The sequence below is a fragment of the Psychrobacter sp. BF1 genome (genome assembly GCF_019279065.1).
Taxonomy (GTDB): Bacteria; Pseudomonadota; Gammaproteobacteria; order Pseudomonadales; family Moraxellaceae; genus Psychrobacter; species Psychrobacter urativorans.
The window spans coordinates 108,592-129,674 of record NZ_JAGYWV010000009.1 but is presented as its reverse complement, the minus strand read 5'-3'; the positions used below and the strand labels follow the sequence as shown (position 1 = coordinate 129,674).

Genomic DNA, 21,083 nt, shown 5'->3' with positions numbered 1-21,083 from the left:
TATGGCAGAATATAAATATACACCCACTACACCCAAAGTTGGTCGCTCAAGATTGAGTATTTGGATTGGCGTTATCGGTATTATAGCGTTACTTGTATGGGCATCATTCGCCAAGATTGATCAAGTGACTCGGGCCAAAGCGACGGTGATAGCTAGTGCTCGTACTCAAGAGATTCAGGCATCAGAGGGCGGTGTTTTGACTCAACTGGCTGTAGTAGAAGGTCAGGAGGTTAAAGAAGGTCAGCTATTGGTAGTTTTAGAAGAGGAACGTGCTCAAGCTGCTGTAGATAATTCAGCTTCTAAGATGGCGGCATTAAAAGCCAGATTGTCACGCTTAAATGCTGAGATATTTGAGAGGTCTTTAGTATTTCCTGACGATATAAAAGGCTATTCTGACTATATCCAGAACCAAACGGCACTATATAATCGACGACGTCAGGCCATCAATGAAGAGGTTTCATCTCTAAAAAAAATGCTAGCATTGGCTGATAGAGAGTTAAGTATGAATGAGCCATTATTAGAATATGGCGATGTCAGTCAAGCCGATGTTATTAAGCTAAACCGTCAAGTTGCTGATATTGAAGCTCAGATTAGTAATAAAAAGAATAAGTATTTTGAGGAAGCGCAAGCAGAAATGACTAAGGCACAAGAAGAGCTAGATGTCGAAATAGAACTATTGCGTGATCGAGCACAAGTATTAGCAGAAAAGCGTCTCATGGCACCAACTGCAGGCAAGATAAAAAATATTAACGTAACTACTATTGGTGGAGTGGTCAAACCTGGAGAAATCATTATGCAAATTCTGCCCACTAGTAGTGATTTAATCGTTGAAGCCAAAGTAAGACCTACTGATATTGCTTATGTCAAAGAAGGTCAAGATGCTACTGTAAAGCTTGACTCTTATGATTATTCCATCTTCGGTGCGATGACTGGTAGTGTCAATTACATCAGCCCAGATACTTTGATGGAGCAGACACCTAAAGGAGAAGAACCTTATTATCGAGTATTGATTAGGATCACTGGGGCTGAGTTCAAAAAGGGTAGTGATGAAATCGTCATTAAGCCCGGTATGACGGCATCTGTTGATATCAAGGCAATGGAGCGCACCGTGTTGTCTTACCTAACTAAGCCCATTACTAAGACCTTATCAGAAGGTTTAGGCGAACGCTAAATCACTGATAAAAAGCTAATTTCTAGGTAATAGCTAGCTTAATTTTAATTTTGTTAATAACAAAGTAGTTCATCTGGACATGCGCTGTTGATCGCTTATCAGGCTAGCTATATATTGACTAAGCCGCAGAGATAATATTCATTTATTGCCATATAAGGTATAAATCTGCTATCTTGTATATATGCACAAGTGCATATACTCTGCAATTGCAAACTTACTGTGATGATGGTTAAAGATATATTCGAATAGCTAAGTATATTATCACCCACGGTTTGCTACTGCTCTTCTTCGTTAGTTTGAGGATGCTAAAAATGCGAACAGATATACTAGCTAAGAAGGGTGATATTTATAAAGACCATAATCATAATAATTTAATCAACTATTTGAAAGCTAACCTTGCGGCTATCTATGACAACTGGCTGCAAACTCATCTTAGTCAAATAAGTGATAATGGAAAAATAAAGGATAGAGTTATGGATACTCTACCTAACACTTTTATTCTGTCTGTATCCGATGGTCATAAAAGAGCTAAAACCATCTCGTTTATTATGAAAGATTTATTGACAGTAGAAGGTTTAGAGAACAATGATGGCAGTGCTAAATTTATAACCAATAGCAGTGACAGATTTGCTAATTTTGAAAAAATAATAACTGTAGTTATCGCAAAAATAGAGAAATTATCAGTAAAGTTTACAGGCTCTATTACTTGGCTAAGGCTTGAATGGATTACCCAAGCATCATCTACAACGTGGAAAGAATTTCAGCAGGATCTTAGAAAGTTTAAGAGAAACTATTATCGCTCTGGTATTGCTTTTACAGGAATACGTGAGCCTTGGTTGTTGCTTTCCGAGATGGAGATGAATGCTAATGCTTGTCTGTATATGGGTAACTCAATCTCACATGCTGGCGTAAATACCACTAATTTTAACCGCTACTTTATCGCCCGTCATGGTGTCAGCCAATTGCCTGCTTTCAATGATGATTTAGCCGTGATTAACTTTAATACTGCTGGTATATTTATTGATGGAAAAACTGGAGAATATTACAACCTTGAGACCCAGCCACGTTTCAAAGGTCATCGCACTTTATTGCCCTTATCAGCAAAGACTACTCAGCCTATAATCAAGATGGCTACAGAGTACCTGTCCAAACAAGTCCAGCCATCAGGCCAATATGTTTATGGTCATTTTCCCTGCTTTGGTCGCACGATAGATACTTATAATAGCTTACGTCATGCCAGTAGTACTTATGCGCTGATAGAAGGCTATGAGGCTTGCTGTAAGTTTGACAGGTCAACAGTAGATGATACTAACAACGATGTAAGCGTGTCATCAGCAACGCCTGTAAAACCAAGCTTAAGGCAAATGCAAAGCGACATCGACAAAGCAATGGGCTATTTAATCCATCAGCTGATGCAGACTTATGATGACAAAGCCTATGTTGTTGATACGGGGGGAGAGATTAAACTAGGCGCAAATGCGGTGGCTATCTTAGCACTAGTGAAGTATTTGCAAGTGTTTACGGATACGCCAAAAGCCGATAGCTATCACGCGTTAGCAGAAAAGCTCGCGCTAGGCATTCTGGCGATGCAGCAAGAGGATGGCAGCTTTGTACATGTGCTGCATAGTAAAGACTTAACCCTTAAAGCCAAAAATCGCATCATCTATTATGATGGCGAGGCTGCATTCGCGCTAATGCGTCTGTATGGGTTAACTAAGGATGAGCGCTGGATAAGCTGCGTGACGCGTGCGTTTGACTACTTTATTGCCGCGAAGCACGATCAAGCGCATGATCACTGGCTATCGTACTGCTCAAACGAGCTGGTTATCTACAAACCTGAAAGGAAATACTTTCAGTTCGCAGTCAATAATATTGCAGGCTATACCGATTTTATAAAAAATCGCATTACCACTTTTCCGACCCTGCTTGAGCTATCAATGGCATTTCACAAAATGCTGTTAAAGCTAGACGAGCATCCAGAGTTTCACCAAGTGTTAGCAGGTTTTGATATTCAAGGGTTTTATCAGGCATTGCATGCCCGTGCCAATCATCTACTGAATGGTTTTTTCTTTCCAGAGGTAGCGATGTTTTATAAAGCGCCGCAAACGATTTTGCATGGTTTTTTTATCCGTCACCACTCGTTTAGAGTACGCATAGATGATGTCGAGCATTATCTATCAGGGTTGATCGCTTATCAGCAACTATTAGCAACAACAACTTATCCAAAATTAGCCTGTAAAAATACTCAGGTCCAGTCCATAAAATTAGATAACTCACATTTACAATCCTCTGTGTTAACCGCTGATGCGCTAGTAGTGGCAACTAAAGGAATATGGCTATCAGAACCAGCAGAAAGTTGGTCGGCGACAGGCGTTTGTATTTGGCCGCCTAGCTTTAAGCCTAATCAGGTGATCGTTGCTCGGGGTAAAACTATGGCAGTAGGCTACCTATCAAAAAATACGATCGAATCTTTAGTCACAAAAGGTGCTGCTGCGATTATTACCGATGATCTATTAGCATATAAAGATATGGGCGTTCCTGTACTGCAAGTTTCCAATGTGCGTCAAGCGACTATTGATATAGGTCGTTATACCCGGCAAGCTTTCAACGGTCATATTATTGGTGTTACAGGTAGTGCTGGCAAAACAACTACAGTCAATATGTTAGCGCACACTTTAAACGGCTTTGGTGGTGCCAGTTATACAGAGTCTAGTGCGAATCTACCAGTAGGGATAGCATGGAATTTATCTTGTATGTCTCATTCTATTAACTATTGGGTATTAGAAATGGCGATTGGCTCTATGTCTATCAATACTGACTTGGTGCGGCCTGATATCGCGGTAATTACCAATATTGCACCAGCTCATCTTGATTATCACTATAACGTTGAAAATATTGCCCTAAAAAAATCTCGTATTTTCAAAGGTATGGCACCAGGCTCTTTAGCAGTCGTGTGCCGAGATATTGAGCAATATAATTTGATTGAAGGCCTAGCAAATAGTTGGGGTATTCATATCATCAGCTATGGTCAACATCAGCAAGCTATGATAAAACTGCTCAGCTATGATGAAAAAAATGTGCAAGCGCACATTGCTATTAATGATCAGACTTATGCCCTTAATATGGCAGCACAAGGTCGGCATATGGTATTAAATGCGCTAGCTATCTTAGCCGTAGTCGCCCATTACCAGTTATCTATTGATGAAGCTATTACTAGTTTAGAGACGTTTGCACCTGTCACTGGGCGAGGGGCAATAGTTAAGAAGACTTATAATACTATGCCCATTACCCTTTACGATGAAGCTTATAACGCTAATCCATTATCGATGCGTGCTGCACTCATAGCCTTTGAGCAGTCGTCAATTTCTGCTCAGCATAAAATACTGATTTTAGGTGATATGTTGGAGCTGGGTAATGATAGTCGAAAATATCATCTGGAGTTGGCTACTGTCATTGAAAAAGTGAGTTTTAGAGATTTAATTTTGGTTGGTAAGCACAGCAAAGTATTGGCTGATGAGCTGCAAGAATCGGATATAGAATCTCATTATTTTAAAAATACAAAAGCTCTGGCTAGTCAACTACCTAAGTTTATTAGAGGCAATGATCATGTTTTTATCAAAGCCTCTAATAGTATCGGTTTGAATAAGCTATTTTAGTCTAGTTAGAACTTGATAGTAGTAATAATGACGATATTGCAACTGTGAATGATAATATTCCTAAGGTGACTACTATATTATGCAAAGTATCTATACTAACGCTGCTATATCAGTTGAAAGCTTTACCTTGAATAGTAGCGAGATCAGTAATCAAAGTTTCATAACCTCTATTCGGCCGACAACGACAAAAATGATGGCGTCATTGGCTAAGTTGATGACGGTTATGCTAGCTTGGGATAAAATCAAACAGGATAATCTCGACCCTGCAGTGACTTTGATTGAAATGCCCGTGGACTTATTAAGAGAGAGTAGTGATTACTACAAGTTCTATAAAAAAGGCGAAAAAATCTCTTTATCAACGCTTATCCAATCCACTTTGATCGCCAGTTCTAATGAAGCTGCCTATGCACTAGCTTGTTGGCATTCTGGTAGTGAGAGCTATTTTATACCCCAAATGATTCGTAAATCACATATGCTTGGCCTTACGAACAGCCATTATACTAGCTGTTCAGGTCTTGAGAGAAGTGCTTATACTACTGCCCAAGATATGAGTAAGCTTGCAAAGGTATTTGTCAGCAAGTACACCACATTAGCTTCCTACTGCTCTTTAAAATATTTTGAATTTAATGGTAAAAAAGTTTCTAATACTAATAAACTGCTACTTTCTCATGCCGCTGTCATAGGACTGAAAACAGGTAATCTTGTGGGTATTGGGTCCAATTTAATCAACTGTTGGATCGATGAGGATGTGCACTATATAAGCATTGTGTTGGGCGCTGAAAGTCAAGAGAGTTGCTATGAGCTATCTAAAAGAATTATGCATAATTATGCTTCTTTAACAGCATCTGAAAGTTGATGAGCTATAAAAATATGACAACTTGTTACCACGATATTGATATTGATATCAGGCTAAGCTAGTTATATAGGTGGCAATAATGGTTAATAGCATGATGAGGCTCACTAGAATAAAGATTAAAGCATTTTTTGGTTTTCACCTTATTATATGGGCGAGTACATAATATGAAGACCTTAAGGTTAGTGCTGGTGTTATTAATACTAATCACTACAGTTATTGTTGTAAGACATAATTTTGCTAATGACAATCATAATGGCAAAAATAGTGACTTAGACAAAGATGAGGGTAGGTGTCACGCTATGAAGAAGGCTTATGAACCATTATCTTTTATTGACCAAAAATATAAAGAAAAAGGTGATTTTAAATTTGTAATCGATAGTCAAAAAGTAGCAGAAACTAAAGCGCTTATATCTAATCATCAACTTGTTGATTTACAGCGCCAATTAGTAGCTGCGGATATGCTTTATCAACAAGTACTAGGGTTAACGGCTCCATTGGACAAACCTCGTTATCAGCGAGCTAATTATATTAAAGTTATAATGGCGCTTATAGACGGTAACGGTTTGAGTTACGATGAAGTTACTGCCGATAAAGCCTTAGATACTCTTGACTGTAATATTTCTATGAAGCTTAAAGCCACGTTAAAAGCTACTAATGGAACCCCTGCCCATGAACTGTTCCATATGTATCAAAACAGCTATTTTATGTTTAAGAATAGATGGTTAACAGAAGGCACTGCTCAGTGGTCTGAATCCTTATTAAATAAAGGCTTAGGTAAAAGAATTAGTGCAAGCTTACCGCAGAATTTAGAGGAATTAGAAGCTACTATGCAGTTAAGCTACAATGCAAGTGCAATGTGGACTCGGCTGTTTCAGTTGGTTGACGAAAAAAAAGAGTTTAATATTCCCCGTTCTATAAAAGCCACTGCTTATACTAATGGTGATTCCATCATTAAAGACAATAAAGCCTATGGTACTTCTTTTATAAAAGTACTATTTGAAGAGCTTGAAGCACAGAGTAAACAAGCCTCAAGTGATAATGGTTGGGATACTTATAACTGGAAAGAAAGAGATCAAAAGAGCGCTGCTAGCAATAATGTTTATATCTGGAGAGCGGTTCAAAACGCAGTTAATAAGACCGTACCAGTAGAGCAACAGTCAGAGGAGTTAAAGCATTTTATTAATATTTCTTTATAAGAATAAAGCTGAGCTAGATTGCGGATGATATCAAGGTAAGATCCGATTAGTTAGTATCTTCCAGCAGTCTCACAACTATTTATGAGTATAGCGATGAAAGTATTAGGCTAGGACTATGTTTATGAGCCACTGCCTCTACGAGCAACTGCTTAAATAGAGAGAGTCGAAGGCTATGTTAAAAATACAGTTAGAGCAAATTGATTGTCAAATCAACCTTTACAAAAATATCGTTACTATTATAGGCATTGAATAAATAAATATTACAAAAATTAGCCAACTTGCCACACTAATTTTAGGGCAGCAGAGCATAATTATTGAGTGGCTTGTTAAAAAGGCTAAGATAATTGTTTAACACCGATACAAGGTAAATGACTAACTATTGGCGGAAATAACTAAGCTTTTAGCATTGAGTATTTAATAACCGTTTTTCAATAATTATTATAAGGTATTGTTATGCAAGAATTTAAACATAAGCAGTTTGATGAACTGTTCGATTTGACAGGAAAGACCGCCATTGTTACTGGTGGCGCTAACGGTATCGGTAAAGCTACGGCTTTACGTTTAGCAGAAGCTGGCGCAAACATTGCCATTGCAGATTTAAAGTTAGAGGATGCTCAAGCTGCTATCAAAGATATAGAAAAACTAGGCGTTAAAGGCTTAGCGATAGAATGTAACATTCTAAAAGACGATGACTTAGTGGCTATGGTCGATAAAGTCATGGCAGAATTTGGTAGTATAAACATTCTTATTAATAACGCTGGCGGTGGTGGTGGTGGTCGTGAAAACCCATCTAAAATATCTGTCGATGATATTCGTCGTGACTTTGAGTTAAATGTGTTCAGTGGCTGGCGCTTATGCCAATTATGCGTACCGCATATGAAAAAATCTGGCTATGGTTCTATTGTATTCACAACTTCTATGTCAAGTATCAATAAAGATCCAAGCATGAGTGGTTACGCCAGCTCAAAAGCAGCTGTGAACCATATGGTAGCTAACTTAGCCCATGACTTTGGTCCAGAAGTCCGTATTAATGCTGTCGGACCAGGTGCTACTCGTACTGACGCTTTAAAAACAGTATTAACGCCTGAAATCGAAAAGAAAATGCTAGCACATACACCTATTCAGCGTTTAGGTGAAGCTGATGATATAGCAGGTGCTATGCTGTATTTTGCCTCACCAGTTTCGACTTGGGTGAGTGGTCAGACTATATTTGTTAACGGTGGTGGTGTGCAAACACTCGATCAATAATGGATTGCCGTGTTTGATTCATACAGCTATTCAAGAAAGCTTTAATAGATAATTGGTAAAAAGCGCGGCCTTGTTATTAAACTAATAGCGAGGCCGCGCTTTTTTATTTGTGAGATATTTATGAGATAGTAGCGAAGAGTGTGCTGTTGGTATTTAATCAACTTTTCTAGAAGTTCTGATTGTTAGCCTAAGTGTTTTTAGAAGCTCTATTAGGTAGTAAACTATTAATAACCCACGCTGGACCAATTAATAAAAACTGTAGGTCTTTGAAAAATGAAGGTTTCTGGCCTTCGATTTTGTGACCGACGAACTGTCCAATCCAAGCAATAACAAATACTCCCGCCCAAAGCTTAAATCCTAAAGGCAGGCTGGCCATTACCGCTAAGCAAATAGCAATAAACAACCCCATCGCTAAAAAAAGGGGAGTAGATAGCTGCATATAAAACAATAAAACCAAAGCGCTCAGTACTAGAGTGAACCATACTGATAATGACATGCCCATCCCTAAAATACTGACAAAGATAGCGGGTACGCATAGCCAGTGGATTTTTTTATTAATAAGGTTTTGATGACTTACTGCGTATTCACTAAGCCACTGTTCAAGTGAGCGCTTAGACATCCGGGGTTGGCGAGTACGAGACATACTAACCTCCTTGTTAGTGATAGAGCTATTAATGATCAAGCTAAATGCTGCTATCAGTTATAGCATCATTTAACATAGCTGACTATATTATCTAGTAAAGCGTTACACTGATAAGGTGTTATTTTAATAGTGTTAGGTATAGCAACTATTTATTAAAGACTATTCATTAGAGAGTAAGCATAACCTATACGGTCGTGTAGAGCATGCTTAGGCCCTCTAATTAAATACTCGGTTTTATACTGTTTTCTCTAGGGCGTTTTGCTCGCTACGATACCACTCATAGAGTCCGACAAAAGAGTTTACTTGGTAAACCATGGTTTGAATGGCAAATATATAGTTGCCAGACATTAAGTTTACCGTCAACCAGACGAAGTTAGATAGAATCCATAGCCACCAGTTAAATGAGTAACGCAAGATCATCGCTGCCTGCGCGGTAATGGAGATGATAAAAGCGATAACGTTAATCCAAAAGAATGAAATAAAGCCTAAAAACTTACTATTATCATCTTCTACAACGGCATAGCCATAGCTGGTCAATAGATCATTAACAGTGGGAAATAGCGCTAAACCAATAATCATAAAGCTACCAGTAATTAGCCACACCCATTTATTAGCTGATTTAGGAATCATATCACCATCAGCATCAGTGTTTTTCGTCCAGTAGAAAAGTCCGTATAAATGAGTGAAGAAGTTAAATAGTGGTGCTAGCATTAAGCCAACAGACCCTGCTGTCGCTTGTACTACCACTTCGCCAGCGGTTGCGCCCATACCAAAGCCGTTACCCAAGATGTTTTTTCGAAAAGACAGTGATACCACACAGACTAACCCTACGAAAGAGACGCCCAAATAAAACCAATCCAGCGTTTCATGATTAGTAGTCAACCAAAAGCCTGCAGATAATGCTAGCACTCCTGATATAAACCAAGTGACTATCCACTGTAGTGCCCATTTCCCAGTAATATTGTCCAATAGCTGAATGCGCATAATTATCCTCAAAATTTTTGCTTAAAGTTGTACTTAGAATGGTACTCAAAATGGTATTTAGTAGTCGTAATTAGCATTATGTTAAAAGTTATATTTGAATTTGAAATCGTTATTAAGACCTTTATATGTTAGGTCTTTGCTTAACCAAGTGACGACTATATAAGTTGTTATAAGCTGTAAATTATAAGTTATTATAGTTTTTTGCTAAATCGATTTACCGGTTTTGCCATAGATATGCTCATCAATAAAGGCGATTGTCTCTTGATAACGTGCATCATAGTCAGGCTTGTCTATCAGGTGTGGGTCGATATTATGACGATCAAAAATCTCTAATAATCGCTGCTCAAAGCGTCCTCGTGATTCAGTATCTCCTAACGAGCGCATACCGTCAGCGACCCACGGTGTATTATTATCCAACATAATAGTATGGTCTAACTGAAACTCATTAATACAAGCACTGACGAGAGGATGGTTACGACCTTCGTACTCTTCACAGAAAGCTTGAGTAGTGACAAAGTCAGTATCAACGATAGTTACCGGAGCAGTAGCGTTGGCAGTCGCTATCCGTATCGCTTGGGCATGATTTAGGGCGATAGGGCCATAGTCACTATATTGCAGTCCAACCTCACTGCCACCTAAATCCGTACCTACATACAGCCGACCCATCTCTAACGCAAAAGTAGCACCATAATAATTGGCTAGTTTGTGTACTAAGGTGGTTTTACCTGAGCTTTCACCACCTACGATAGCGATAGTCTTAGTATAATTACCACGAGCTTGTGGGTGCAATGCTAACCAATGTGCTACTGGATTACGAGCAATGGCGTAAGAGTCAAACTCTGGCTGCAATGGGGTAGTGGCGACAGGCATCAATAACTGCTCACATAACTCTGGTTGCGCTAGAGGATGATTATCAGCGACGAATAGTACAGTATCCTTTGGCAAGCTCAAAGCGTCCGTTAAGTGTTGCAATTTAGAGTTGCTAGTTGCTATATCAATAATCACATCATCAAAGCGCTCATGTAAAGGTAGGGCAATCTCTTTAGTGGTATGAATATGGATAAAGGGTAGGTTAGCACAGGCCATCTGTAGCCAGCGGGCCTTGTCTTGTAAAGTAATATAAAAGTCTGGGTGTGGGGATGGATGCTTAGTGATGACAATATGCAAGCTTTTGGCTTGTCCTGCTGCTGCCAATATGCTGCGCATCTGTCCTAAATGTAGCGGTTCAAAATGTCCAATCATCAGACCAGTATCGTACATAATAATCCTTAAAAATTTGTTTTAAATGATAGGTTGGTTTTCTTACAAGCAGTTTTGGTTAAACCGTTAGCTTTATCAAAGACAGTAGTAGAGATCACTTTAAGGAGTGACTTATAATTGTTATTTATTGGCGCTATTTATTAATCTCATTCATTAACGTCAATTATGAACATTATTTATTGGTATGGTATAAAGGTTTGTATAGATATACAGGTGAGTTATTGTAAATACTCTTATTATCATGATTAGTGACGGTGAAAATATAAGCTGTTTTATGGTTAATGATGCCTAGTGGATAAAGGGTGTTGTAACCGGTTGAATTAAACCGTATAAAATAGTGGCAACAAAGGCGCAACAACAGGGACTCTGAAACATTTTGAAATAACTATTTAGAATCAGCCACTTACAAGGCATAATGACAGACTATGGCAACTTTAGTTATCATAAATTCACAAAGTACGCCTACATTTTAAACAGATATAGTAGAAATGATTGCTATACTTATTGGCAAGTTAAGTAGAATAATAAGGAGTATAAGATTTGGCCAACTCGTCAAACAAGTTAGTAAAGTTACATCGCTCTAAGAATAATCGCATGTTAGCTGGAGTAATGGGTGGCGTTGCAGAATATGTAGGGTGGTCACCAACTTGGGTACGCTTGTTGTTCGTGATTATATCTTCTTTAAGCGCGGCAGTACCCGGAATCTTAATTTACATTATATTATGGATTATCATGCCTAATGCTAATGCTCAATCGTATGAATAATAAAAGTCTTAATCTCAGTCTACTAGTTTGACCAAGTAATCTTATAGCATCACTAGATGCTAAAAAACAAAAAGCCTGTCTAAACAGGATGACATGACATACCTTTCCTCCTACTCAGATGTTTATTCATCTGGGTATTTTTTTTAATTTTATTTCTACTATCAATTAGCGTATAAGCTTAGCGTCTATAAATTAATTGCTGTAAATATAGATAAAATAGCCATTTTTTAGTAAGGTAGGTGGTTAAACAGATACGCTATCAAATAGACTGCATTACTTATGCACAAATAGGTTTTAGTTTTGTCTAATTTTACTCATTCCACAGTGATTCCTCTATGACTTCCGAAGTTACAAATACCCAAACATTGACCTTTCAAGATTTAATTTTAACTCTACAGAACTATTGGGCCTCAAAGGGCTGTGTAGTATTACAACCTTATGATATGGAAGTGGGCGCGGGTACTTTTCATACCGCAACTTTTTTGCGTTCTTTAGGTCCTGAACGTTGGAATGCCGCTTATGTGCAACCCTCACGTCGACCAACTGATGGCCGCTATGGTGACAACCCTAACCGTTTGCAGCATTATTATCAGTTTCAAGTGGTACTCAAACCTAACCCCCCTAATATGCAAGAGCTGTATTTGGACTCTCTAAGAGCTATAGGAATTAATACTTTAGTTCATGACGTGCGTTTTGTGGAAGATAACTGGGAGTCGCCAACATTAGGAGCGTGGGGTCTAGGTTGGGAGATATGGCTCAATGGTATGGAAGTGACGCAGTTTACTTATTTTCAGCAAGTGGGCGGTATTGAGTGTTTCCCTGTTACGGGTGAGATTACTTATGGTCTTGAGCGTTTGGCTATGTATGTTCAAGGTGTCGATAGTGTTTACGAATTAGTCTGGGCGGATGGTGAGTTCGGCCGTGTCACTTATGGTGATGTGTTTCATCAAAACGAAGTGGAGCAGTCTACTTATAACTTTGAGCATGCTGATGTGCCAAAGATGGCTGAGTTTTTTGATTTTTACGAGCAGCAAGCGGATAAATTGGTCGCTGAAGGGTTACCACTACCTGCTTATGAGATGGTTCTTAAAGCTTCGCATGCTTTTAACTTGCTCGATGCCCGTGGAGCGATTTCGGTCACTGAACGTCAACGTTTTATTCTACGAGTGCGTACTTTGGCACGTAAAGTAGCATTGGGCTATGTGGAAGCAAGAGCAAAGTTAGGCTTTCCATTAGCTGATGAGGCACACCGTCAGGCGGCTTTAGATAAGTATCTACCTAAAGACAAGTCTAACGTAGACAGTACTGATGCTGATGCTAATAAGTTAAACAGTAAAAAAGCTAACCACAATACTAACAATAATAATAAATAGGAGCATCCCATGAGTAGTATTTTGTTTGAACTGGGGTGTGAAGAGCTACCCCCAAAGAGCCTAAAAACCTTGCGTGACGCGCTACAAGCTAGCGTTACTGAGCAATTAAATGAGGCTGATATTAGCTTCGATAGTATCCATTCTTTTGCGGCGCCGCGTCGTTTAGCATTACAGATTCAAGGTATCAGTGACAAGCAGCCAGATCGTAGTGAACAAAAACGTGGCCCAGCGATCAAAGCAGCTTTTGATGCTGAAGGTAACCCTACTCGCGCAGCGCTCGGCTTTGCCAAAGGTCTCGGCATTGAGGCAAGCGAGCTGATTACTATTAACACTGATAAAGGTGATTATATTGGCTATGAGCAAAAAGTCACTGGTCAGGCGGTCACTGAATTATTGCCACAAATATTACAAACGGCATTAGATCAGTTGCCTATAGCTAAACGTATGCGTTCAGGCGCCTCAAGAGAGGAGTTTGTGCGACCAGTACAGTGGGCAGTGCTGATGCAAGATAATCAGGTTATTGAAGCTGTTATTCAAGGTCAGCAAACAGGTACGCAAACACGTGGCCATCGTTTCCATAGTCCTGATTACCATACTATTGACCATGCTGATAACTATGAAGAGTTTTTACAAAGTCTCAAGGTCATCGTTGATTTTGATAAGCGAAAAACGCTGATCAAGAATCAAGTCAAAGCCTTAGCTGATCAAGTTAATGCTAATGCTATCGTCCCACCACAATTATTGGATGAAGTGACGGCGTTGGTGGATTTCCCAATTGCCTTGCGCGCAAGCTTTGAGCCAAGGTTCTTGCAAGTACCGCAAGAAGCGCTGATCTCAACTATGCAAGCGGATCAAAAGTATTTTTGCTTGACTGATAAAGATGGCAAGCTGCAGCCTTATTTTATCTTTATCACTAATATCGAATCCAAAGACCCTAATCAGATTGTACAAGGTAATGAAAAAGTAGTACGTCCACGTTTGGCCGATGCTGAGTTCTTCTTCTTACAAGATCAAAAGCAGCCATTATTTGCGCTAACTGAAAACCTAAAAACCCGAGTGTTTCAAGATAAACTCGGTACTATTTGGCAGAAGTCTGAACGTATTGCTAAGCTAGCTGCTTTTATTGCTACTCTTATGCAACAGCAAGGCATGCAAATTAGTATTAATGAAACGGTGCGTGCGGCCATTTTGTCCAAAGCTGATTTAGCCAGCTCTTTAGTTGGTGAGTACCCTGAATTACAAGGTATTGCTGGCACTTATTATGCCCGTCTTAATGATGAGCCTGAAGCGGTTGCTGCTAGTTTGGAAGAGCAGTATTTACCGAAATTTAGTGGAGATGTATTGCCACAAACCCCTATTGGAATATGTTTGGCCTTAGCCGATCGTTTAGATACCTTAGTAGGTATTTTTGCTATCGACCAAGCGCCTACTGGCTCAAAAGATCCGTTTAGCTTGCGCCGTTCAGCTATTGGTATCTTGCGTATCTTGATCGAAAAGCAACTACCTATTAATTTGGTTGCTCTAGTTGAGCAAGCGGTTAATAACTATACTAGTGGCGAAGACAGCAAAATCGCTAAAATGGGTGATACTCTTACTCAAGTAATGGCGTTTTTGAATTCACGTTATCGGGCGATGTATACTGAACAAGGTGTCAGCGTTGATACTATCCAAGCCGTACAAGCTATTAATCCGCATATGCCACTGGATTTTGATCAGCGTATTCGCGCGGTGCAAGCCTTTAGTGCCTTGCCGCAAGCATCAAAGCTAGCAGACTCTAATAAGCGCGTGGCTAATATTTTGGCTAAGTCTGAATCTGATGTAGCAAGTAGTGTCGATGAGTCATTATTATTAGAGCCTGCGGAGCAAGAGTTATATCGGGCAGTGAGTCAAGCACAGACAGCAGTAGAGCCTTTACTGGCACGAGCAGATTACACTCAGATCTTGCAAACGCTAGCTAGCTTAGATGAGCCATTAACTCAATTCTTTGAAGGGGTAATGGTCAATAGCGAAGAGCTAGCACTTAAAAACAATCGCTTGGCACTGCTAAAGCAAGTTCGGGCGTTGTTCTTGACGGTTGCTGATATTAGTGAGCTGCAGTTATAGCTATAGTGAAGGAATTATTTAACCGTGGCTTACTGGTCAACTGTACGCTGATTAAAGCTTTATATAAATAAAAAACTGGCTCTGCTAATTGATCATTACAGAGCCAGTTTTTTATGGGTTATTATGTCCAGCGGATTACTAAGCACAGTATGAAGCGACTTATTTTTTAGGAGCTGAATCTGTAATAGCTTAGTTTTTAATACTTCTATTTTATTTAACCACTAGGTAAGTAGTGAGTAATTACACAGAGTAGCCATTGTGCTGGCTGCGTCAGTTACAGTAAACTCTAAGTCATAGATCATTAAATATTGTTTAAAGGAGCACTATCGTGTTTGCTATTGTCATCATAATAATTATAGTTTGGATCTGCATGTGGCTGTTCTATAAAGTCATGTACCCACGTGCACCAAAAAGCATGATGCCACAAGAAGGCGACGTAACTGAACCCCGCAATTGCAATTTTTGTGGTCATAGCTTAGCCGAATATCGTGGTGTGCTCGAAACCAAAACTGTGGCATCTAAGTCAGCTGCTAGTGATCTAACAGAAGACAATACCTTATTCTTTTGCAATTATGAACATCAAGCTGATTTTCATGCAGGCAAAAGCTATAAGCCATAAGCTGGTTCTTTATTTTACCTTTATATCAGTTAAGCTCAGCCTCTACTTACGATAGCTGTTATAGAACGATTATAAAATGGACTGCGCATCTTTTATGATTTTGTTTAAAAAGGCTTCGTTTTGATCATTTTGCTGCTGACGACTGATCTCGGCCTTATTATTGTCTTGAATCTTTTCGTATAGGTTTAGGCAAGTTAAAACCAATAAGTCTTCTTGACTCAATTTAGGGGCATCTTTTTTTATATCGGTAGCGAAGTTATTGATGTAATGCACAGCTGAGCGCAATTCTTGTTCTTCATGTACTGGACAAAAGATATTGTAACTGGAGTCAGCAATAAAGATGTTGACCATCTTCATTGGTGCTTCAGCGGGTTTCACCGTCTTTTTAGAGCTATCAGCACCTTTGGCTGCTGATGGTACACTATTAGTACCTGGCGTCTGAATGACTGGCTTAAGCTCTTGATTATCAGGTTTTTTATCAGTAGTTGCTGATTTTTGTTGCGCTGTAGCTTGAGTATTTGAGTTATTATCGGTCATAAAAAATCCTACAAAATATAAAAACAGTTAAAGTATGGTCAGCTAAGTAAACGACAACTGAGCCTAACCGTCTATTTGGTCAATACGAGTCAAACGCTGCAATACCACTTGGGTGCGCTCTGCTGCCAATTGGTTTTTCTCTTGCAAGTCATTATTTTGCTTTTTGATCTCTTCGTTTTGCTGTTGCAGCTCCAAGCTTTGCTGTTTAAGCGTATTGTTATGCTGTTGCAACTGTTCATTGCTTTGTTGCAACTCAGCCAGCTGGTTTTGAATCTTATCTTGTTCTTCCCCTATCATATGATGGGCTTCAGCTAAACTCTGATAACGATTATCCAAGTCAACAAAGCGCTTTTTACCATTGTCACGTTCAGCATAGCTGCTATCTAGTTTGGCTTTGAGGGTTGATAGTTCTTTGGGGTCGATATTTGGCCGCTGTTTGAGGCGATTAAGTTCGCCACTGACAAGTTGATGCTGCTTCTTGATATCGAGTATCATCTTTTCTAAGACTTTTAATTGATCATACATAGTCAGTTTGTATCCTTAACCAGTAGAGTGTGAATGAATTTATGTTTATACGTTTAATAATGCCATAGGTGACCGCATAATATCTATATCAACAAGGTAATTACCCTTATTGTCTTACTTTATATCTCGATTGGTCAGTTGGCTATAATTATTTATAGCTACGCTAATTAATAACTAAATAGCATTAACCAATAACTAGGACATCTTTTATGAATGATAATATCTCAGGCTGGAATACTTGGTCTACTGTATTTGAAGAGTGGACTGATGTGACTATCAGCGAATTGCACGGCTTTATGACTGGCATGATGACTGCCTGTGATGCGCCTGATGAGCAAGTCTGGGCTACTGTGCTTGAGGAATTAAGCTTTTCGCCACTACCAGAGCCTGCGTTGACCTTATTAGCCGAAGAGGCTGAAGATACGGTATTTCAGCTCAAAGATAAAGATGATGCTTATGCTTTTGCGCCATTAGTACCTGATGATGAACATGATTTATACGAGCGAGTAATGGCCTTGAAACAGTGGTCAAATGGCTTTATGACTGGGTTTGGTATTACGGATAGTCATTTAACTAGCGAAGAGAACGAAATGCTCATTGATCTAGCTAAGATCGGTGGTATTCGCCTAGAAGACGATGAAGATTTTGAAGGGGGCGAAGAGTCCTACCTTCATCTTTATGAGTTTGCCCGTATGGTGCCAGTTAGTTTTGCTACTCGTCCACGCAAACCAGTAAAAGATCTGCCGCTGATTGCAGGTTTGGCTATAGATGCTAAAACTACCAAAGAGTTACAAGCAGAGGGCAAGTTGCCAAAGCGTATCCCACCTGTGATCGATATAATGAATAAAAACAATCCATCGTAAGCCTTTTAGCTTTTATGTTTGACTGCCTAGCTTTGACGACTGATCGTTAGTAATTAAAGCCTATTCACGGTTTAGTAACCTCAGTAAGCTATCGGGAGCAAATTGACCTCAATACAATGCTGCAATAAGAGCTAATATGGGGGTTAAGCATTAGAGCGTGTTCGATAGTGATAACTATATAGGGCTGTGTGTGCCGAACTGCTGAACACCGCCTAATGATAAATAAAAATAAGCTGGAGAATAGATCATGACAAAGGATAATGACCAACAACATTTGCAGCGCTGCATTGAGCTAGCAACTGAAGCTTTAGAGGCTGGCGATCAGCCATTTGGTAGTGTGCTAGTCGCCGCTGATGGTACGGTAATGAATGAAGATCGTAACCGTGCTAATAGCGTTGATCCTACTTATCATCCAGAAATTGCAGTAGCTCGTTGGGCGGCGCAAAATATGACTGCAGAGGCACGAGCACAAGCTACAGTCTATACTTCAGGTGAGCATTGCGCTATGTGTTCAGCGGCGCATGCTTGGGCTGGTCTTGGCCGTATTGTCTATATTAGCTCATCTGAACAATTGGGCGAGTGGATGCAGGAGATGGGGGTGGAATCGACTTCACCGATCAACAGCTTAGCTATTCAACAAGTTGCGCCCAATATACCAGTAGAAGGGCCGATCGCCGGATTAGATCAACAAGTAAAAGAGTTGCAACGTCGTGCTCAGCAACAAGCCTAAAAAAGCAAGATTTTAGCCTCATTCGTTGACTTGCTCTTATATTGAATGTACTAATGTACTGAAGGGATATCCAATGGTTGTAACTACTAGCACTACCACTGATTATCAAACTGATCGTCAGCCTAAGCCTACTGAGGCTTACCCTCATAACAGTGTTGATTGGCTGAGCCATTTGATCAGTTTTGATACTGTCAGTCGCTATTCAAATCTAGCGCTCATTAAACAAGTGCAAGCTTACTGTGAGCAGTTGGGTTTGTCAGTAGATTTGACTTTTAATCAGGCGCAAGATAAAGCCAATCTATTCGTTACGGTGGCTGCTGGTGAGCACGCGGATATTAGCACTGGCGGTCTAGTATTATCTGGGCATACTGATGTGGTACCAGTCGATGGGCAGCAATGGACTTCTGATCCGTTCAACGCTACTATTCGTGGCTCACGCCTTTACGGACGTGGCTCTTGCGACATGAAGGGTTTTATCGCTTGTGCACTGAATCTACTACCAGCGGCGGTAAAGCTCTCTAAAGCCGGTAAGCTGCATCGTCCTATCCATTTGGCTTTATCTTTTGATGAGGAAGTAGGCTGTCTAGGAGCGCCATTAATTTTGGCAGATTTGGCGACTCGTGGTATCAAGCCTGATTATTGTATCGTTGGCGAGCCGACTAATATGACTATGGTGGTGGCGCATAAAGGTATTGCGGTGTATCGCTGCCGTGTGCATGGCAAGTCTGCTCATTCGTCACTGACTACTCAAGGGGTCAATTCAATCAGCTACGCTAGTCGCTTAATCGGTTTTGTCGATGATTTGGCAGAAAAATTAAGTCACCGTGATGATAGCGATGCCCTATTTGATGTACCGTATTCCACGCTCTCAGTAGGTACGATTCAAGGAGGTACAGCGACTAATATTGTGCCGAATTTATGTGAATTTACTTTTGATTATCGCAATCTACCGCATATGACTCAAGAGGATATCCTACTACCTATTCAGGCCAAAGTTGCGGAGCTAAACGCGCAGATGCAATTACGTGCCCCTGAGACTGGTATTGAGCTGCTACAAGAAGAAAGTGTGCCAGCGATGACTGACAGCACTAATGATGAGCTACAACAGTTAGTAGCGGCATTGGTTGAGGATAGTAAACGCCATAAAGTTGCCTACGCTACCGAAGGAGGGCAGTTCACTAATGCTGGCATTCCAACTATCATCTGTGGCCCAGGTAGTATTGAGCAGGCTCATAAAGCGGATGAATATGTCGAACTTGCTGAACTTGAGCGCTGTGATGGATTTCTACAGCGTTTGCTTGAGAGTTGTACCAGCGTTTAGCTACTATAAAGTTAATCATCATTTCAAATGAGCTTCAATAGGTATAAAATACACCGTCTTTATGGCGGTGTTTTTTTGATGGTTGTTGTTTAGCGTGGCACGGCGTTTCAGTGTAAGCTTTCTAATAATAGCCTCACTAAGCACAGGCTTTTAATCAATACATTAGGGGTTAGTTGATGTCTTGGCACCTGTTTGCAGTGTTCTTTGCGAGTACGTTTTTTATATCAGCGACCCCCGGTCCTAATATGCTATTGGCGTTTCAGTATGGCATGAACTATGGCGTCAAACGTACCTTATGGACGCTGGCAGGACTGAGTCTGGGACTGTTTATTCTACTGTTATCGACACTGCTTGGACTAGATGTCATTAGTCGTCAATCGCCTTGGTTATTAGAGGTTATCAAAACAGTGGGCGCTGTTTATCTAATCTATTTAGGTATAAGCTCATGGCGTGATACTAGCGACCGTAGCTTGATGGACGACGCCCGCGCAGTGAGTGCAGAGGTAGCTGCTGACTACTTAGATAACGATGAAATGTCGGATAACGCTAATAGGTCTTATAGCCTTCATCAAGCCCCTAAGCCACGATCATTATCTAGCGCTGCGGTCAACACTAGCCCTACTAACTTCACCTTATTCCGTACTGGAGTTTGGGTGTCGTTATCTAATCCAAAAGCTATTTTATTCTTCGCGGCTTTTTTCCCCAAATTTATCAATTTTAGCGCAGCGCTTTTTCCGCAATATATCTTGCTAACTATAGGGCTATTCTTAAGTGAGACTATATGGCAAATAATCTATACTGTCAGTGGTAAAAAACTAGCGGGCTGGCTCGATGTTGGTAACCGTCTAACTTGGTTAAATCGTGCTTGTAGTGTTATTTTTATGTTAATTGCTGGCGCTTTATTAGTGGAAGTCATTAGTAATTTATTAAATTAATATAAAGTATTTTATTAGCTGGCTATGGATTTTTATAACTATTAAAAGAATTTTTCTCTATGAAAAAATGTTATTGTTTATTAATATAATAAATTTTTATTGGAATATTCAAAAAATTATTGACTTTATAATTTAAACCTTTATTATAATTCAATATTATCGATTAGATTTATACTATTCGCTAATAACCTATCTTAATTACCCTGCTATTGTCAGCCTTTGACAGTTAGCCACAACCTATGGAGGAATAACGATGTCCCACCTAAAAGCTAAGATGTTTTTGACGTTTTTAAAGATT

General features: G+C 39.8%; 18 protein-coding genes. 13 read left to right on the top strand and 5 right to left on the bottom strand.

Annotated elements, in window-relative coordinates; all coding sequences use genetic code 11:
* The first annotated feature begins 1 nt into the window (after position 1).
* The 5 genes from KZA12_RS11170 to KZA12_RS11150 all read left to right on the top strand — a co-directional run bounded on the left by KZA12_RS11170 (position 2) and on the right by KZA12_RS11150 (position 8,127).
* Positions 2-1,171 (top strand): HlyD family efflux transporter periplasmic adaptor subunit, encoded by a 1,170-nt coding sequence (locus KZA12_RS11170; RefSeq protein WP_201623475.1) that lies wholly within the window; start codon positions 2-4, stop codon positions 1,169-1,171.
* Between the two features lie 473 nt (positions 1,172-1,644).
* Positions 1,645-4,827 (top strand): UDP-N-acetylmuramoyl-tripeptide--D-alanyl-D-alanine ligase, encoded by a 3,183-nt coding sequence (locus KZA12_RS11165; protein WP_218690272.1) that lies wholly within the window; start codon positions 1,645-1,647, stop codon positions 4,825-4,827.
* A gap of 79 nt (positions 4,828-4,906) precedes the next feature.
* The gene (locus KZA12_RS11160; RefSeq protein ID WP_218690271.1) at positions 4,907-5,683 is read left to right on the top strand and encodes a D-alanyl-D-alanine carboxypeptidase family protein; all 777 of its coding nucleotides are present in this window, start codon (positions 4,907-4,909) and stop codon (positions 5,681-5,683) included.
* A gap of 299 nt (positions 5,684-5,982) precedes the next feature.
* The gene (locus tag KZA12_RS11155) at positions 5,983-6,879 is read left to right on the top strand and encodes a hypothetical protein (protein WP_201623478.1); all 897 of its coding nucleotides are present in this window, start codon (positions 5,983-5,985) and stop codon (positions 6,877-6,879) included.
* Between the two features lie 453 nt (positions 6,880-7,332).
* Entirely contained in the window at positions 7,333-8,127 is a 795-nt protein-coding gene (locus KZA12_RS11150) for a glucose 1-dehydrogenase (protein ID WP_201623479.1), read from the top strand.
* Positions 8,128-8,314: 187 nt separating this feature from the next.
* Here the strand turns inward: KZA12_RS11150 and KZA12_RS11145 are convergent, their stop codons facing one another.
* The 3 genes from KZA12_RS11145 to nadR all read right to left on the bottom strand — a co-directional run bounded on the left by KZA12_RS11145 (position 8,315) and on the right by nadR (position 11,014).
* Positions 8,315-8,770 (bottom strand): DUF962 domain-containing protein, encoded by a 456-nt coding sequence (locus KZA12_RS11145; RefSeq protein ID WP_201623480.1) that lies wholly within the window; start codon positions 8,768-8,770, stop codon positions 8,315-8,317.
* Between the two features lie 234 nt (positions 8,771-9,004).
* Positions 9,005-9,754: a nicotinamide riboside transporter PnuC gene (gene pnuC, locus KZA12_RS11140; protein ID WP_218690270.1), complete on the bottom strand. Its 750-nt coding sequence runs from the start codon at positions 9,752-9,754 to the stop codon at positions 9,005-9,007.
* Between the two features lie 204 nt (positions 9,755-9,958).
* Positions 9,959-11,014, bottom strand: a complete 1,056-nt coding sequence (gene nadR / locus KZA12_RS11135) for a multifunctional transcriptional regulator/nicotinamide-nucleotide adenylyltransferase/ribosylnicotinamide kinase NadR (RefSeq protein ID WP_218690269.1) — start codon at positions 11,012-11,014, stop codon at positions 9,959-9,961.
* 540 nt (positions 11,015-11,554) lie between these two features.
* Here nadR and KZA12_RS11130 point away from each other — a divergent pair.
* The 4 genes from KZA12_RS11130 to KZA12_RS11115 all read left to right on the top strand — a co-directional run bounded on the left by KZA12_RS11130 (position 11,555) and on the right by KZA12_RS11115 (position 15,874).
* A complete protein-coding gene (locus KZA12_RS11130) occupies positions 11,555-11,779 on the top strand; it encodes a PspC domain-containing protein (protein WP_228730666.1) in 225 nt (74 codons plus the stop codon).
* A gap of 335 nt (positions 11,780-12,114) precedes the next feature.
* Positions 12,115-13,152 carry a glycine--tRNA ligase subunit alpha gene (gene glyQ / locus KZA12_RS11125; protein ID WP_218690268.1) on the top strand — a complete coding sequence of 346 codons (1,038 nt, stop codon included), beginning with the start codon at positions 12,115-12,117 and terminating at the stop codon, positions 13,150-13,152.
* Between the two features lie 9 nt (positions 13,153-13,161).
* Positions 13,162-15,255, top strand: coding sequence for a glycine--tRNA ligase subunit beta (gene glyS / locus KZA12_RS11120; RefSeq protein WP_218690267.1), 2,094 nt, complete (start codon positions 13,162-13,164; stop codon positions 15,253-15,255).
* 370 nt (positions 15,256-15,625) lie between these two features.
* On the top strand, positions 15,626-15,874 hold the full coding sequence (locus tag KZA12_RS11115) for a hypothetical protein (RefSeq protein WP_227677275.1): 249 nt from the start codon (positions 15,626-15,628) through the stop codon (positions 15,872-15,874).
* 69 nt (positions 15,875-15,943) lie between these two features.
* Here KZA12_RS11115 and KZA12_RS14930 read toward each other — a convergent pair whose 3' ends face one another.
* Together KZA12_RS14930 and KZA12_RS11105 are read right to left on the bottom strand one after the other, a co-directional pair.
* The gene (locus tag KZA12_RS14930; protein ID WP_256932947.1) at positions 15,944-16,411 is read right to left on the bottom strand and encodes a cell division protein ZapA; all 468 of its coding nucleotides are present in this window, start codon (positions 16,409-16,411) and stop codon (positions 15,944-15,946) included.
* A gap of 63 nt (positions 16,412-16,474) precedes the next feature.
* Positions 16,475-16,936, bottom strand: coding sequence for a hypothetical protein (locus KZA12_RS11105; protein ID WP_201623486.1), 462 nt, complete (start codon positions 16,934-16,936; stop codon positions 16,475-16,477).
* Between the two features lie 209 nt (positions 16,937-17,145).
* Between KZA12_RS11105 and KZA12_RS11100 the strand changes: the two genes are divergently transcribed.
* The 4 genes from KZA12_RS11100 (at position 17,146) to KZA12_RS11085 (ending at position 20,785) form a co-directional block, all read left to right on the top strand.
* Complete coding sequence (locus KZA12_RS11100; RefSeq protein ID WP_201623487.1) at positions 17,146-17,799, top strand: UPF0149 family protein; 654 nt, start codon at positions 17,146-17,148, stop codon at positions 17,797-17,799.
* A gap of 247 nt (positions 17,800-18,046) precedes the next feature.
* Positions 18,047-18,529 (top strand): nucleoside deaminase, encoded by a 483-nt coding sequence (locus tag KZA12_RS11095; RefSeq protein WP_218690266.1) that lies wholly within the window; start codon positions 18,047-18,049, stop codon positions 18,527-18,529.
* 73 nt (positions 18,530-18,602) lie between these two features.
* Positions 18,603-19,850, top strand: coding sequence for an acetylornithine deacetylase (argE, locus tag KZA12_RS11090; protein ID WP_218690265.1), 1,248 nt, complete (start codon positions 18,603-18,605; stop codon positions 19,848-19,850).
* A gap of 176 nt (positions 19,851-20,026) precedes the next feature.
* Complete coding sequence (locus KZA12_RS11085) at positions 20,027-20,785, top strand: LysE family translocator (RefSeq protein WP_218690264.1); 759 nt, start codon at positions 20,027-20,029, stop codon at positions 20,783-20,785.
* Positions 20,786-21,083 lie beyond the last annotated feature (298 nt).

Excerpts from the sequence above, each read along its gene's own strand:
- KZA12_RS11170 (WP_201623475.1), top strand. The coding sequence starts at position 2 with ATGGCAGAATATAAATATACACCCACTACACCCAAAGTTGGTCGCTCA.
- KZA12_RS11165 (WP_218690272.1), top strand. The coding sequence starts at position 1,645 with ATGGATACTCTACCTAACACTTTTATTCTGTCTGTATCCGATGGTCAT.
- KZA12_RS11160 (WP_218690271.1), top strand. The coding sequence starts at position 4,907 with ATGCAAAGTATCTATACTAACGCTGCTATATCAGTTGAAAGCTTTACC.
- KZA12_RS11155 (WP_201623478.1), top strand. The coding sequence starts at position 5,983 with ATGAAGAAGGCTTATGAACCATTATCTTTTATTGACCAAAAATATAAA.
- KZA12_RS11150 (WP_201623479.1), top strand. The coding sequence starts at position 7,333 with ATGCAAGAATTTAAACATAAGCAGTTTGATGAACTGTTCGATTTGACA.
- KZA12_RS11145 (WP_201623480.1), bottom strand. The coding sequence starts at position 8,770 with ATGTCTCGTACTCGCCAACCCCGGATGTCTAAGCGCTCACTTGAACAG.
- pnuC (WP_218690270.1), bottom strand. The coding sequence starts at position 9,754 with ATGCGCATTCAGCTATTGGACAATATTACTGGGAAATGGGCACTACAG.
- nadR (WP_218690269.1), bottom strand. The coding sequence starts at position 11,014 with ATGTACGATACTGGTCTGATGATTGGACATTTTGAACCGCTACATTTA.
- glyQ (WP_218690268.1), top strand. The coding sequence starts at position 12,115 with ATGACTTCCGAAGTTACAAATACCCAAACATTGACCTTTCAAGATTTA.
- glyS (WP_218690267.1), top strand. The coding sequence starts at position 13,162 with ATGAGTAGTATTTTGTTTGAACTGGGGTGTGAAGAGCTACCCCCAAAG.
- KZA12_RS11115 (WP_227677275.1), top strand. The coding sequence starts at position 15,626 with ATGTGGCTGTTCTATAAAGTCATGTACCCACGTGCACCAAAAAGCATG.
- KZA12_RS14930 (WP_256932947.1), bottom strand. The coding sequence starts at position 16,411 with ATGACCGATAATAACTCAAATACTCAAGCTACAGCGCAACAAAAATCA.
- KZA12_RS11105 (WP_201623486.1), bottom strand. The coding sequence starts at position 16,936 with ATGTATGATCAATTAAAAGTCTTAGAAAAGATGATACTCGATATCAAG.
- KZA12_RS11100 (WP_201623487.1), top strand. The coding sequence starts at position 17,146 with ATGAATGATAATATCTCAGGCTGGAATACTTGGTCTACTGTATTTGAA.
- KZA12_RS11095 (WP_218690266.1), top strand. The coding sequence starts at position 18,047 with ATGACAAAGGATAATGACCAACAACATTTGCAGCGCTGCATTGAGCTA.
- argE (WP_218690265.1), top strand. The coding sequence starts at position 18,603 with ATGGTTGTAACTACTAGCACTACCACTGATTATCAAACTGATCGTCAG.
- KZA12_RS11085 (WP_218690264.1), top strand. The coding sequence starts at position 20,027 with ATGTCTTGGCACCTGTTTGCAGTGTTCTTTGCGAGTACGTTTTTTATA.